Source organism: Nocardia sp. NPDC003979 (genome assembly GCF_053605015.1).
This window is the reverse complement of sequence record NZ_JBSGIJ010000005.1, coordinates 29,646-44,253: the sequence shown is the minus strand read 5'-3', so window position 1 is coordinate 44,253 and position 14,608 is coordinate 29,646. Positions and strand designations below refer to the sequence as shown.

General features: G+C 69.6%; 8 protein-coding genes. 4 read left to right on the top strand and 4 right to left on the bottom strand.

Translation table 11 applies throughout. The features are described from left to right. Positions 1-108: 108 nt before the first annotated feature. From ACWEVR_RS12640 to ACWEVR_RS12630, 3 genes are all read left to right on the top strand, one after another. Positions 109-1,188: a Glu/Leu/Phe/Val dehydrogenase dimerization domain-containing protein gene (locus ACWEVR_RS12640; protein ID WP_452467060.1), complete on the top strand. Its 1,080-nt coding sequence runs from the start codon at positions 109-111 to the stop codon at positions 1,186-1,188. Between the two features lie 29 nt (positions 1,189-1,217). Further along, complete coding sequence (locus tag ACWEVR_RS12635; RefSeq protein WP_452467059.1) at positions 1,218-2,711, top strand: amino acid permease; 1,494 nt, start codon at positions 1,218-1,220, stop codon at positions 2,709-2,711. Positions 2,712-2,801: 90 nt separating this feature from the next. Beyond that, entirely contained in the window at positions 2,802-3,653 is an 852-nt protein-coding gene (locus tag ACWEVR_RS12630; RefSeq protein WP_067493193.1) for a 3-hydroxybutyryl-CoA dehydrogenase, read from the top strand. Between the two features lie 37 nt (positions 3,654-3,690). On the opposite strand, the gene ACWEVR_RS12625 is transcribed toward ACWEVR_RS12630, so the two are convergent. The 4 genes from ACWEVR_RS12625 to ACWEVR_RS12610 form a co-directional block, all read right to left on the bottom strand. Then, positions 3,691-9,738: an amino acid adenylation domain-containing protein gene (locus ACWEVR_RS12625; RefSeq protein ID WP_452467058.1), complete on the bottom strand. Its 6,048-nt coding sequence runs from the start codon at positions 9,736-9,738 to the stop codon at positions 3,691-3,693. Positions 9,739-10,174: 436 nt separating this feature from the next. Then, on the bottom strand, positions 10,175-11,119 hold the full coding sequence (locus ACWEVR_RS12620) for a lysophospholipid acyltransferase family protein (RefSeq protein ID WP_452467057.1): 945 nt from the start codon (positions 11,117-11,119) through the stop codon (positions 10,175-10,177). A gap of 5 nt (positions 11,120-11,124) precedes the next feature. Beyond that, positions 11,125-11,943, bottom strand: coding sequence for a GNAT family N-acetyltransferase (locus ACWEVR_RS12615; protein WP_067636974.1), 819 nt, complete (start codon positions 11,941-11,943; stop codon positions 11,125-11,127). 96 nt (positions 11,944-12,039) lie between these two features. After that, positions 12,040-13,338 carry an amidohydrolase gene (locus ACWEVR_RS12610; protein ID WP_452467056.1) on the bottom strand — a complete coding sequence of 433 codons (1,299 nt, stop codon included), beginning with the start codon at positions 13,336-13,338 and terminating at the stop codon, positions 12,040-12,042. Between ACWEVR_RS12610 and ACWEVR_RS12605 the strand changes: the two genes are divergently transcribed. Continuing rightward, positions 13,228-14,535, top strand: a complete 1,308-nt coding sequence (locus tag ACWEVR_RS12605) for an Lrp/AsnC family transcriptional regulator (RefSeq protein WP_452467055.1) — start codon at positions 13,228-13,230, stop codon at positions 14,533-14,535. The genes ACWEVR_RS12610 and ACWEVR_RS12605 overlap by 111 nt on opposite strands. Positions 14,536-14,608: the final 73 nt, after the last annotated feature.

Genomic DNA, 14,608 nt, shown 5'->3' with positions numbered 1-14,608 from the left:
GCGCCGAATCCATCGGCGCCCAACAGCACAACATCAGGCCGCAGACCCGCGGCACGAACGAACCACCCGGACACGACCCGTGGTGGAGGCAACCGGAAAGGATCGACAGTGACCGTCGCACACCCCGAAGCAGGAGTTTTCGGACGATCGCACGAGTTCAGTGCCCGCGCCCACGAGCAGGTGGTGTTCTGCGAGGACGACAGGTCCGGGCTGAAGGCGATCATCGCCATCCACTCCACGGCGCTCGGCCCCGCTCTCGGCGGCACCCGCTTCTACCCCTACGCCGACGAATCCGCGGCCTTGCAGGACGTGCTGCGACTGTCGTGGGGCATGACCTACAAGGCCGCTGCCGCAGGTGTCGACCTCGGCGGCGGCAAGGCCGTCATCATCGGTGACCCGGCGACGATGAAGAGCGAGGAACTGCTCGCCGCCTACGCGCGCTTCGTCGACACCCTCGGCGGCCGTTACATCACCGCGGGCGACGTGGGCACCACCACCGACGACCTCGACATCATCGGCAGGCACACCCGCTATGTCACCGGCCGTAGCGTCGCCGCGGGCGGCAGCGGTGACAGCGCCCGGCTCACCGCGCTCGGCGTGTTCCAGGCCATGCGCGCGGGCGCCGAATCCGTTTGGGGCGCACCGACACTGGCAGGACGCACCGTCGGCGTGGAAGGCGTCGGCAAGGTCGGCCGCGAGCTCACCGCCCTGCTGCTCGCCGACGGCGCCGAGGTGTGCGTGACAGATGTGAACGAAGCGGCACTGCGCCGCATCGCCTCCGAGCACCCCGAGGTCCGGCTGCTGTCCACGGTCTCGACCGCACCGGTCGACGTGTACGCCCCCTGCGCGCTCGGCGCCACCCTCACCGCGTCGACCGCCGCGACGATCGAGGCCAAACTCGTCTGCGGCGCGGCCAACAACCAGCTCGCCACCCCCGATGTGGAGCAGGCACTCACCGAACGCGGCATCACCTGGGTCCCCGACTTCGTCGCCAACAGTGGCGGACTCGTCCAGGTGGCAGGCGAATTGCGCGCCGCCCCACCCGCCGAGGTGGAAGCCGAGGTCACCGACATCTTCCCGCGCTGCCGCGAGATCATCGCCGCGGCGAAAGCCGACGGCATCGGCACGGGCGCCGCCGCCAATCGATTCGCCGAACGCCGTCTCGACGCCATCCCCCGCTCGCTCTGAGCGCGCCCGAGTTTCAAGGAGGAGACACAGTGGCGATCACGAGCGGGTTGTTCCGCACGAAATCTGTCGAGCAATCGATCCGGGACACCGACGATCCCGATGCCAAGCTGCGCAAGGACCTGACGGCGAAGGACCTCACGATCTTCGGTGTCGCGGTGGTGATCGGTGCGGGCATCTTCACCCTCACCGCACGCACCGCGGGCACGGTGGCCGGGCCCGCGGTCTCGCTCGCGTTCGTCTTCGCGGCCATCGCGTGCGGGCTCACCGCCCTCTGCTACGCCGAGTTCGCCTCGACCGTTCCGGTGGCGGGCAGCGCGTACACCTTCGCCTACGCCACCTTCGGTGAGGTGATCGCCTGGATCATCGGCTGGGATCTGATCCTGGAATTCGCGCTCGCGGTGTCCGTGGTCGCCAAGGGCTGGTCGCAATATCTCGGTGACGTGCTCGGGTCGTCGGCGCCGGTGGTGCACATCGGGTCGGTGAGTTTCGACTGGGGTGCGGTGGTGATCATCGCGGTGGTCGGCGTGCTGCTGGCCACCGGGACGAAGCTGTCGTCGCGGGTCTCGGCCATCGCCGTCGCCATCAAGCTCGGCGTGATCGCGCTGGTGCTCGTGGTCGGCGCGACCTACTTCGAGCCGTCGAACCTGTCGCCCTACGTTCCGCCCGCCGAGCCGTCGGAGAAGGCCGAGGGGCTGCGGCAGTCGCTGTTCGCCTTCGTCACCGGGTCCGGTGGCACCAGCTACGGCTGGTACGGCCTGCTCGCCGCCGCCAGCTTGGTGTTCTTCGCCTTCATCGGCTTCGATGTCGTCGCCACCACCGCCGAGGAGACCCGTAACCCGCAGCGCGACATCCCGCGCGGCATCCTCGGTTCGCTGGCCATCGTGACCGTGCTCTACATCGCGGTGTCGCTGGTCCTCACCGGCATGGTCTCCTACACCCAGCTCGCCGACGGAAATGCCACCCTCGCAACAGCCTTCGCCATCCACGGCGCCACCTGGGTGAAGAACATCATCGCCATCGGCGCCCTGGCCGGGCTCTCGACGGTGGTCATGGTGATGTTCCTCGGGCAGACCCGGGTGCTGTTCGCCATGGCCCGCGACGGACTGCTCCCCCGCAGCTTGGCCCAGACCGGTCGCAAGGGCACGCCGGTGCGGCTCACCGTGATCGTCGGTGTGATCTGCGCGCTGCTCGCCGGGTTCGTCGACTTCGGCACGCTCGAGGAGATGGTCAATATCGGCACGCTGGTCGCCTTCGTGCTGGTGGCGGTGGGCGTGCTGGTGCTGCGCCGCACCCGCCCCGACCTGCCGCGCGGGTTCCGGGTGCCGTTCGTCCCGGTTGTTCCGGTCCTCGGCGCGCTGGCCTGCCTGTGGCTGATGGTCAACCTCTCCATCGAGACCTGGCTGCGCTTCGTCATCTGGATGGCACTCGGTGTCGTCGTCTACTTCGCCTACGGCCGCAGGCATTCCGTGCTCGGTCGCCGACGACCGGATCCGGACGAGCCGGAATTGACACCAGTGGGATAGGCCACGTTCCACCTCCCCTGGCACTGAGTGCCAGGGGAGGTGAAATAATCGCCGGGACAGCCAGGGAAACGCGATGTTGGGAGTTCTGCAGTGGAGTTGATCGGTGTAATCGGTGGCGGCACGATGGGTGCGGGTATCGCCGAGGTGTGTGCCAAGGCGGGCAGCTCGGTGCTCGTCCTCGAGACCAAGCAGGAGTTCGCCGATGCCGCGCAGCAGCGCATCGCCACGTCCATCAGCAAGGGTGTGGCGCGCGGCAAGATCTCCCAGGAAGACGCCGACGCGGCCATCGCCCGCGTGCGGGTGACCCTGGACATGGACGAGTTCGCCGACCGTGACCTGGTGATCGAGGCCGCCCCGGAGATCGAGTCGCTGAAGTACGAGATCTTCGGCAAGCTGGACAAGATCGTCAAGCCCGAGGGCATCCTGGCCACCAACACCTCCTCGATCCCGGTGATCAAGGTGGCCGGTGCCACCCAGCGCCCCGAGCGCGTGGTCGGCGTGCACTTCTTCAACCCGGTGCCGGTGATGCCGCTGGTCGAGATCATCTCCACCCTGGTCACCGCGCCCGAGGCGGCCGAGGCCGTCACCGACTACGCCAAGAACACCCTCGGCAAGCTGACCGTGCAGGCCGGTGACCGTTCCGGTTTCATCGTCAACGCGCTGCTCATCCCGTACCTGTGCTCCGCGATCCGGATGCTCGAGTCGGGTTACGCGACCGCCGAGGACATCGACACCGCGATGAAGGGCGGCTGCGGTTACCCGATGGGCCCGCTGACGCTGCTCGACACCGTCGGCCTCGACATCGCGCTCGCCGCCGCCGAGTCGCTGTACGCCGAGTTCGCCGAGCCGCACTACGCCCCGCCTGCACTGCTGCGCCGCATGGTCGACGCGGGCCGCCTCGGCCGCAAGACCGGTCGCGGTTTCTACGACTACGCCAAGTGAGAACCTGGTCCCGCGCCCGTCCGGGCGCGGGACCGGCTCAGGCCACGCCCGCCGGGGCCGGGAAGAACCCGGTCTCTATGTAGTGGTCGAAATAGCGGGCGATGACGGCCGCGTCGACCGCCGGAATATCGATGGGCAGCGTTTCGGCCGACTCGACGCTGCTCGACTCGACCGCACCGAGCACCGAGCTCGCCCCCGCCGCCGCGACCGCCGCCACATAATTGCCGCTCAGTGCCGACGCACGCGCCAGCATCGGGTCGACCCCCGGCTGTTCGGCGGCCGTGGTGAGGATCTGCCCGAACTCCATCGGATCGATGAAGTCGAAACGGTAACCGCGCCGCACGATCTCGTCGTAGACGATGCCGAGCGGCACCTCCGGACCCGCCGCACGGAACACCTGTCCCAGCGCCGAATCGTCACGTGACCGCCGCACGATACCCGCCGCGACGTAGTCGACCGGCGCCATCCCGATCGCGACCGAGCGCACGTCGACGGCCGTGCCGAGCACGAGCATCGAACGCAGCATCGTCCACCAGGCGTCCTCGGCCGGTGCGACGCCGGTGCGGGAATCACCGGTGATGAGGCCGGGCCGGTACACCGCGATCGGCACACCACGCTCGGCCGCCGTGTGCATCAGTTGTTCGGCGACCCACTTGGTGAGCGCATAGCCCGGAAGCCCGGCCGGTACGCCGTCGGCCTGCGGAATGCCCGCGAGCACCGACGTCGTCGACACGTAGTGCACCGCTTTGACGCGAGTGGTGGTGGCCAGGCGCAGCACCTCGGTGGTTCCACCGACATTGGCCTCGCGCATCCGCCCGTACGGCTCGAGATGATTCACCAGGGCGCCGTTGTGGTAGATCACGTCGATCCGGTCGGCCAGTTCGGCGAAGCGGCGCGGGTCGATGCCGAGCTGCGGCCGGGCGAGATCGCCTGGGACACCGGCCAATCGGGCCCGGTCCACTTCGATGCCGTAACCGGCCGCCGTGGCGACCACCCGGTCGAGTGCGGTGTGGGCGTCGGCGGCGCGCACCAGGCAGTGAACGGTCGCGGTGGTGTGCTCGAGCAGTTCGCGCAGCAGGAAGCTGCCGAGGAATCCGGTGGCGCCGGTGAGCAGGATGTTCGCCGGTTCGCCCGAGCGCGGTGGGGTGCACCCGTCGAGCGTGATCGACGGATCGAGCACCCGGTCGAGCGCCGGATCGGGGCCGGTCGAGGAGGCCGCCTTCTCGTCGCGCAGGGCCAGCGCCAGGTCGCTGACCAGCGGATAGCTGAACAGCAGTCGCAAGGCGACCTCGATGCCGAGCCGTTCGGCCAAGCTCGCGCGCACCCGGACCGCCGACAGCGAGGTACCGCCGAGGACGAAGAAGTCGTCGTCGCGGCCCACCCGCTCGAGCTCGAGCACGCTCGCGAACACCTCGGCGACGACGCGTTCGTCGTCGGTGACCGGTGCCTGGTACTCGCGGATCTCGCGGGCGGGTGCGGGCAGCGCCTTGCGATCGAGCTTGCCGGTCGCGCCGAGCGGGAACTCGTCGAGCGCGAGCACCCGGTGCGGGATCATGTACGGCGGCAACAGAGTTCGCGCGCCGGCCAGCACCTCGGCGACATCGACACCGGACGGCGTGACGTAACCGACGAGTTGTTCGTGGTGCACCGTCACCGCCGCACCGGCCACCGACGGATGCGCGCGCAGTGCCGCCTCGATCTCGCCGGGTTCGATGCGCAGGCCGTGCAGCTTGAGCTGTACGTCGGTGCGGCCGAGGTAGGTCAGTTCGCCGGTGGGCAGGCGGCGCACCAGGTCACCGGTGCGGTACATGCGTTCGCCGACCGGACCGTAGGGGTCGGCGACGAACCGCTCCATCGTGCGACCGGGGCTTCCCAGGTACCCGCGGGCCAGCTGCGCACCGGCCAGGTACAGCTCGCCGGGTGTGCCGAGGGGCACCGGCCGCAGCCGGGCGTCGAGCACATAGGCGCGAGAGTTCCAGTGCGGCAACCCGATCGGGACGATGCCGTCACCCACCTCGGTGACGTCGGCGGCGGTGATCGACACGGTCGCCTCGGTCGGCCCGTACAGGTTGTGCATCCGGCCGGAGGTGGCGGCGGCGAAACGGGCGATGGTCGCGTTCGGCAGCGCCTCACCGCCCACCCAGACCGCACGCAGCGACCGCAGAGCGCCCGCGGGCGCGGCATCGAGGAGCATCTGCAGCACCGACGGCACGATGGTCGTGCCGGTGACACCGTGGCGCGCGATGATATCCGCCAGATAGGCGGGGTCGGTGAGTCCGTGCGCGGCGGCGACGATCATGTGCGCCCCGGCGCGCAGTGGAGTCGCGAAACCGATCATCGAAGCGTCGAAGGTGAACGGAATCGACTGCAGCACAACGTCGGCGGCGCCGACCGCGTACTCGCCGACCATGAACGCGGTCTGGTTCACGATCGCCGAATGCGGTACCCCGACACCCTTGGGTTTGCCGGTGGAGCCCGAGGTGAAGATCACGTAGGCGAGGTCGAGGGTCCGCAGCGGACGCAGCCGGTCGGCGTCGGTGAGCCACGTGTCCGAGAAGGCGTTCAGCGCACCGGAATTCGCGACCAGGTCGACCGAGATCACGGGCAGGTCGTCGACCTCGACGGTGTCGGCGACCGTGCTGAGCACGCAGGCCGGGCGCGCGGCGGTCAGGATGTCGGCGCGGCGTTCGGCGGGCGACTCCGGGTCGATCGGCACATACGCGCCGCCCGCCGCGAAGACCGCGTACATGGCGACGACCAGATCGAGCGACGGCCGGATCGCCACCCCGACGGTGCGGCCCGGCCCGACCCCCGTCGCCACGAGCAACCGGGCCAGCCGGTTGACCCGGCTCGCGAGCTCGCGGTAGGTCAGGGTCCGATCGGCGAAGGTCACCGCTGGCGCCTCCGGCGTGCGCGACGCCTGTGTGCGGAACTCGTCGAGCAGCGTCACGTCGGGAACCAGCCGCAGCTCACCGGCCGGTTCGGTCCGCTCGAACTCGGTGAGCAACGGCAGATCACCCACGGCGCGGTCCGGGTGGGCCACGGCGGCCGCGAGCAGCGTGCCGAGGCGGGCGCCGAGTGCCGCCATGGTCGACTCGTCGAACAGCGCGGTGGCGTAACGCCACGAACACCGCAGCCCGGCCGGTCCGTCCCCGTCTTCCTGGGGAACCACCGTCAACTGCAGGTCGACCGGGGCCACCTCGTCGCCCAGATCGACTGCCGCCACACTCAATTCGGGCAGTTCCAGGCGCGCGGCACCGAAGTTCTGGAACGACAACGCCACTTGGTACAGCGGATGATGCGCCTGGGTGCGGGGCGGATCCAGTTCGGCCACAAGACGTTCGAACGGCACGTCGGCGTGCCCGAAGGCCGCGAGATCGCTCTCGCGGACCCGGCCGAGCAGAGCGGCGAAGGGTTCCCCCGCCGCGATCCGGGTGCGCAGCACGACGGTGTTGACGAACATGCCGACCAGGTCGTCGAGTTCGGGCTCACCACGACCGGCGACCGGGGCGCCGAGGGTGACGTCGTCGGTGCCCGCCATCCGGGCCAGCAGTACGGCCAGTGCGGTGCGCACCACCATGAACAGCGAGGCATTGTGTTCGCGGGCAAGGATTTCCAGCGCCCGATGCAGGTCGGCGTCGAGGGCGAAGTGGTGCGCGGCGCCCCTGGTGCTCGCGATCGGTGGGCGCGGACGGTCGGTCGGCAGCTCGAGCAGAGCGGGCGCGCCCGCCAGCGCGGTGCGCCAGAAGTCGAGCTGGCGGGCCAGCAGCGAGGCGGGATCCTCTGCGGCACCGAGCAGTTCGTGCTGCCACAGGGTGAAGTCGGCGTACTGCACCGGCAGCGGTGACCAGGCAGGGGCGTGCCCCTCGGTGCGGGCGACGTAGGCCGTCATCAGGTCGCGGGTGAGCGGGCCGAGGGAGAAACCGTCGGTGGCGATGTGGTGCACCACCACGGCCAGGACATGCTCGGTCACCGAGAGCTGGAAGACGGTGGCGCGCACCGGAACCCGCGCGCACACGTCGAATCCGCCGAAGGTGAGCCTGGCGAGCTCGCCGCGCAGGTCGGACTCTTCTATCGCGGTCACCGCCACCTCGAGACCGGCTGCGGCCACCGGGAGGACCTGCTGATAGCCCTGGCCGTCGTGTTCGGGGTAGACCGTACGCAGCACTTCGTGGCGTTCGAGCACATCGTCGAGGGCGGCGGTGAGGGCGGCGGTGTCGAGCGGACCGGACAGGCGAAGCGCGACCGGAATGTTGTAGGTGCTCGCGTCGGGGTCGAGGCGGGCCATGAACCACATGCGCTGCTGAGCCAGCGACAGCGGAATCCGCGCACCACGCTCGCGGCGGGTCAACGGCACACAGGTGTCGGCGACGAGGTCGGCCAGCGCGGTCGCCAGCGCGGCCACACTCGCGTGCTCGAACACGGTGCGCGCCGGCACCCTGACGCCGGTGAGCGCGCCCAGGCGCCCGGCCAGGCGGGTGGCGAGCAGGGAATTGCCGCCGAGCACGAAGAAGTCGTCGTCGCGGCCCACCCGGTCGGTGCCGAGCAACTCGGCGAAGACCTCGGCGACGGTGCGTTCGGCCTCGGTTCGCGGCTCGGCGAATTCGCGTGTGGTCAGTTCGGGGTCGGGCAGGGCGCGGTGGTCGAGTTTGCCGACCGGAGTCAGTGGCAGTTCGTCGAGCACCACGACGGCCGACGGCACCGCGTGCTGCGGCAACCGCTGCTCGGCGAGCCGGGTCAGTGCCGCCGGATCGACGGTCGCGCCGGGCGCGGGCACCACATAGGCGACGAGGGCGTCGACCCCGCTTGGCAGCGTCCTGATCAGCGTTGCGGCGAAGTGCACCGAGTCGTCGGCCGAGAGCACGGCGTCGATCTCGCCCAGTTCGATGCGGAAACCGCGCAGCTTCACCTGCGCGTCGGTGCGGCCGAGGAACTTCAGGCCCATCCCACCGGGCACCGGCTCCCATTGCACCAGGTCACCGGTGCGGTAGAGCCTGCCGCCGCCCGCCGGGTCGGCGACGAAGCGGCTCGCGGTGAGCCCGGCGCGGTCGTGGTAGCAGCGGGCCAGCCCGACGCCTGCCAGGTACAGCTCGCCGGGGACGCGGTCGGGCACCGGGTGCAGCCGGGCGTCGAGGACCACCGCCGTCATGCCGGGGATCGTGTCACCGATCGTCACCACGTCGCCGGGGTCGAGCCGGTCGCTCATGGCGCAGACGATGGTGGTTTCGGTCGGGCCGTAGACGTTGAAGAAGGCGCGACCCGGCGCCCACCGCGCGATCAGCTCCGGCGGGTAGGCCTCACCGCCGACGGCGAGCGCACGCAGCTCGGGCAGCACGGTGGCATCGAGGCCGGCCAGCGCGGCCGGCGTGATGAAGGCGTGGGTCACCCGTTCGGTACGCAACAGTTCGGTGAGTTCGTCACCGCCGTACACATCCGGCGGCGCGATGATCATCGTCGCGCTCGCCCCCACCGCGAGCAGCAGTTCGAGCATGCTGGCATCGAAGCTGGGTGAGGCGAAATGCAAGGTGCGCGAATCGGTATCGATGCCGAATCGGCGGACCTGCTCGGCACACAGGCCCGCCAGACCGTTGTGGGTGACCGAGACGCCTTTGGGCACACCGGTGGAACCGGAGGTGTAGATGATGTAGGCCAGCTCGTCGGGACGCAGAGCGGCGGTGCGCTCCCCCGCGCACACGGGTTCGTCCGACGCGGCGGCGAGTTCGGCCTGGTAGGCGGCGGAATCGATGGCGAGCCAGCGGATTCCGGTGTCGAGGCGGGCGGCGTCGTCGGCCATGGCGAGGCCGAAGCCCGCGCCGGAGTCGCTGAGCATGTGGGCGACGCGTTCGGCCGGGTAGCGCGGGTCGACCGGCACGAAGGTGGCGCCGCACTTGGCCGCCGCCCACACCGCGACCACCGATTCGATCGAGCGGGTGAGCGCGAGGACGATGTGGTCACCGGGGCCGAGCCCGCGGGCGATGAGCACACGGGCCAGCCGGGAGGACCACTGGTCCAGCTCGGTGTAGGTGAGCGAGCGGCCGGCGAACCGCAACGCGGTGGCCTCGGGGGCGCGCTCGACAGCTGCCATGAGCAGCCGGGGCAGGGTGGCGGAAGTCGATACTCGTCCACGTCGAACGGGGCGGGGTCGACGGACGCCAGAAACTTGCTCGGTCACCGGAAACGCTTCCCTTCACCATGGATCGACCCATGCGTTCGCACTGCTCACACGCCGCCGGGCGACGACTACACCCGGCGTATCGGGAAAATCCTGCGTGACGGTACCGCAAATATCTCATTTAGTTCATGGCATAGCCAATTCACAGGTTTCACTTCACAGAGAAGTGGGTAAAGGGGACTCTTCGGTCAGCTTCGCAGGTCACGCGGTGATCAGGGCAGCATCGCACGCACACGCTGCGGTAGCGCCCTTTTCACATTTTGCGGGCGGCACCTGCTCCGCGGCAGGACAAATACCGGTGGCGGAGGCCGCGATCGCGACCTCCGCCACCGAAACAAGACCGGGAGGGTTACCAGGCAGTAGCTCCGGTGGACACCGGCTCCAACTGCGTCACCGAGGGATCCTGCACGCGCGTATTGCCCGATTCGATCCATTCCGTGTCGAGCACACCGTGGCGCGAGCGGTCGGCGCCGCGAATGGCGCGCTCACACCGGCGTGCCAGATCGCGACGGTCGGTGCCGGGGTGCTCGCGCGGTTCCAGCACGATCTCGACGGTCATGCCTTTGCTGCGCAGCACCCGCTTCGCCGAGTCGGCGAAGGTGTCGTCACCGACGAAACCCGGGACGGTGCACGGCATTCCGTCGCGGTCGAGGTAGCGCAACCGCACCGGCTGCACCGGGGTGGCGGTGTCCACGGCGGCCTGGAACATCGCCGGGCGCAGCGAACCGTAGGCCCGGCCGCACCAGGTGGTGCCCTCGGGGAACACCACGATCCGATTGCCCGCACTCAGCCGTTGCGCGACTTGCCCGACCACACCCGGTAACTCGCGCAACCGGGCGCGCTCGATCGGGATCACGCGGGTGAGCTGGGCCAGCTTGCCGAGCAGCGGCCACTCGACCATGTCGGCACGCGCCACGAAACTCACCGGTTGTACGGCGGCCAGCGCGACCACGTCGGCCCAGCCGATGTGCCCGGCCACCACCATCATCGGCGTGCCCGGATCGGCGAACCCCGCCGCCGAGGCGTCGGCTCCGCGGTTGTCGACGACGCGCAGTCGCATCCCCAAGCAGCGCAACGCCGCTCGGGCGTACCGGCGCTGCATGTCCTCGCGACGCGCCTTCGGGGTGGCGACTGTCAGGACCGGGAAACCGAGCACCAGTCCGGCCACCCCGGCCAGCCTGGTCAGCATTCTGGCGGTACCGACCTCGTCGATCGGTTCGATACAGCCGGAACCACAGGGGCTCGACGGCATCCACGAGTGCGAGTGGGGGGCGGGCGGCGCGTCGAACACCATGGCGGTTACTTCCCGTCGAAATTGGCGGCCGCGCTCTGCAGCCGCTCCAGGTACCGGGTGTTGATGGTTTCCATACCGAGCAGCGCGACGAAGTCGGCGACCGCGAAATCGGGGTCGTGCGCCGGTTCGCCGCAGATCTCGGCGCCCAGGCGCAGGTAGCCGCGTAACAGCGGCGGTAGCTTCGGGCGGCTCGGCGGGGTCAGCTGGTCGAGGGACAGTCCGTCGACGACGACCGGGTTGTACGGCTCCACATAGCGTTCCGGGTCGCAGGAGTGGCGGCCGAGCAGCATGTCGCGCACGCCGCGCACGTTCACCCCGGCGGGGTCCTGCGGGCTGTCCTGCATGGGCACCGACACACACCCCATCACCCAGTCGTAACCGGTGAGCTGGATGTAGTGCAGGATGCCCGCCCACATGAGGGTGAGCACCGAGCCGTTGCGGTGGTCGGGCACCACGCACGCCCGGCCCATCTCCACGATGCGGTGGCCCTCGGGATCGAGGCGGGTGAGATCGAATTCGGTGGCGGTGTAGTAGCCGCCCGCCGCGATCACCTTGTCCGGCGGCAACATCCGGTAGCAACCGACGAACTGTTCGGTGAACTCGTCACGGACGAGCAGGTGGTCGCAGTGCTCGTCGAACCGGTCGGCGTCGAGACCGGTACCGTTGTCGGGCATCTGGAAACCGGGTTCGGCGGCGAAGACCTGGAAGCGCAGGCGCTGCGCAGCTTCGCGATGCTCGGCGTCGGAGGCGACGACGAGCGAGTAGCGAGACTTCCCCACCCCGGAGTCCGGCGCCGGCGCGGTCAACACGGACGAAATTGTCATGCACTTGATGAAGCCAGCCCGACTTGGCATCGGGGCGACGCTCCAGTGTCGTGTCGATGCCCGTTCGGTGAACGAGACGGGGGTCACACCGAGCGTTCATTTCACGGCCGCGCAACGTTCGCCGACACCCAGTTCCGCCCGTACCGCGGCGACCATCGCGGTGATCGCGGCGGGTAGGGCCACCGCCGGATCGGGAGCGAAACGCGACGAGTGATTCATCGGGAAACGCGCAGGCAGAGTTCCTTCGTCGAGCATATACGCGGCATCGTCGGCACTGAACCGCTCGGCCGCGAAACCACCGACGTGCCAGAAGACCGATGGGCAGCCCGCCGCGGTGCCGAGGAGTCCGAAATCCTCACTGCCGGTGAGCGGTCGGCGCAACGGAAGGACGGCCAGACCCGTGGTGGCGAGTTCTCCCATCACCCGTTCGGTGACACCAGGAGTGTTCACCGTCATCGGGAAGTGGTCGTAGAACTCGATTTCGGGCTTGACGGGAGTGCCCGCCGAGGCGGCCTCGGCAGCGACGATCCGCTCGATCTCGTCCATCATCTGCGCGCGCGAGCGCTCCGAGAAGGTGCGCAGGGTGAGCAGGAGTTCGGCGGTCTCGGCGATGATGTTGGGCCTGGTGCCCACGTGCAGCGATCCCGCGGTGAGCACCGGGCCCGATCCCCGAGCGGCTTGGCGCGCGACCGAGCCCTCCAAGCGCAGGACCAGCGACGCGGCCATGGTCAACGGATTCACCGCCAGATGGGGACTCGACCCGTGACCACCGGTGCCCGCCAGCCGCACCCGAATCGAGTCCGACGCGGCCATCACGACGTCGCCGCGGGTGACGACCAGCCCGGCAGGCATCGGCCCGACATGCTGCCCCAGGCAGCTGTCGGGGCGCGGAAAGCGTTCGAGCAGACCGTCGTTCAGCATCCCGGCGGCGCCCGCACCGGTCTCCTCGGCGGGCTGGAAGATCGCGACGACCGTTCCGGTGACGACACCGTCCGCGGCCAGTTCCGCGCAGGCGCCGAGCAGGGCAGCGACGTGCACATCGTGTCCGCACGCGTGCATGACTCCGGCGGTTGTCGAGGCGTAGTCCAGGTCGGTGTCCTCCTGCACCGGCAGCGCGTCCATGTCGGCTCGCATCCACACGACCGGGCCCGGCCCACCCCGCAGCACTCCTACAACGCCGGTGCCACCGACTCGTTCGGTGACCTCCCAGCCGGGCAGCGCGCGCAACTGTTCGGCCACCAGACTCGCGGTGGCGAATTCCGCGCCCGACAGTTCCGGGTTGGCGTGCAGCTGCCGGTACACCCGCTGCCAGCGGTCCTCGGTCGGCGCGGCGACGATCGAACGACCGAGCCCGGCGAGCGGGGACGGTGTGGGTGCTGTGCTGATGTCGTTCACGACGGTGGCTCCTCGGTGGAATGGGCGGGGCGACATCACCGTGCCCACCGTGTCGGCGGGCGGATAGAATTCGCCGGATCTCGCCATCGAAAGGCCCGAGCATGCAGAATTCCGCCCACCCTCGACGAACTCGACTACCAATTGGTGGCAGCGTTGCAGGTGGCGCCGCGGGCGCAGTGGCAGCAGATCGGGCGCGCCCTCGGTATCGACGGGTCGACCGCGGCACGCCGCTGGGCACGCCTGCAGAGTGCGGGACTGGCCTGGCTCACCTGCTATCCGCTCAGCATCGACGGCGTGTCACCGATCCTCGCGGTCATCGAAATCGATTGCGCCCCAGGGCGGCTGCACGAGGTAGCAGCGCAACTCGCGCTCGATGTGAACCTGGTGACCGTGGAACTCACCACGGGTGCGCGCGATCTGATGGTCACCGCTGCCTTCTTCGACCACGCCTCGCTGGCCCGCTACATCACCTTCCGGCTCGGCACCCTCGACGGCGTGGTCACCACCCGATCCCAGGTGGTGACCAACTCGTTCACCGAGGGCAGCAGGTGGCGGCTCGACCGGGCCCGGATGGCACACACCTCGCTGCTCACCCGGCCGCACCGCCGCTCCCCCGGCTACGGCTCCATCCACGCCGAGGACATCCCGCTGGTCACCGAACTCAGCCGCGACTGCCGCCGATCGGTCACCGGACTGGCCGAGCGCACCGGAATGAGCCCGACCACCGTGCGCAGACGGCTGGCCAGGCTCGAGCACGACAACGCCATCGCCTATCGCTGCGAGGTGGCCCGTTTCGCCTCCGGCTGGCCGCTCAGCGTCACCTTCTGGGCCGCCGCGCCGCTGGCCCGCGTCCCGGAGATCGGCGCCGCCATCGCCGCCATGCGCGAGACCCGCATGTGCTACTCGCTGACCGGACCGCGCAACCTGATCTTCAATGTCTGGCTGCGCACGATGGCCGACATGCCCGCGTTCGAGACCCGCCTGACCGAAGACCTGCCGGATCTGGCCATCGCCGATCGATCGATGGCCCTGTGGCCGTTGAAGATCGGCGCCACCCTGCTCGACCCGCACGGGCGCCACCTGCGGCACATCCCGATCGGGCGCTGGGAGGACAGCGCGGCGTCGAGTGCCGAGGACGCCCTGGTCGACATCCTGCGCGGCCGCTCCACGTCGACCGACACGGCTGTCGCCCCATAGCATTCGGTCCACGTACTCGTCGGCCCGAGGCGGCGATCGAGCGGGTGTGACATAGATCCGTCCTGTGGCGGAT

Excerpts from the sequence above, each read along its gene's own strand:
- ACWEVR_RS12625 (WP_452467058.1), bottom strand. The coding sequence starts at position 9,738 with ATGGCAGCTGTCGAGCGCGCCCCCGAGGCCACCGCGTTGCGGTTCGCC.
- ACWEVR_RS12620 (WP_452467057.1), bottom strand. The coding sequence starts at position 11,119 with ATGGTGTTCGACGCGCCGCCCGCCCCCCACTCGCACTCGTGGATGCCG.
- ACWEVR_RS12615 (WP_067636974.1), bottom strand. The coding sequence starts at position 11,943 with ATGACAATTTCGTCCGTGTTGACCGCGCCGGCGCCGGACTCCGGGGTG.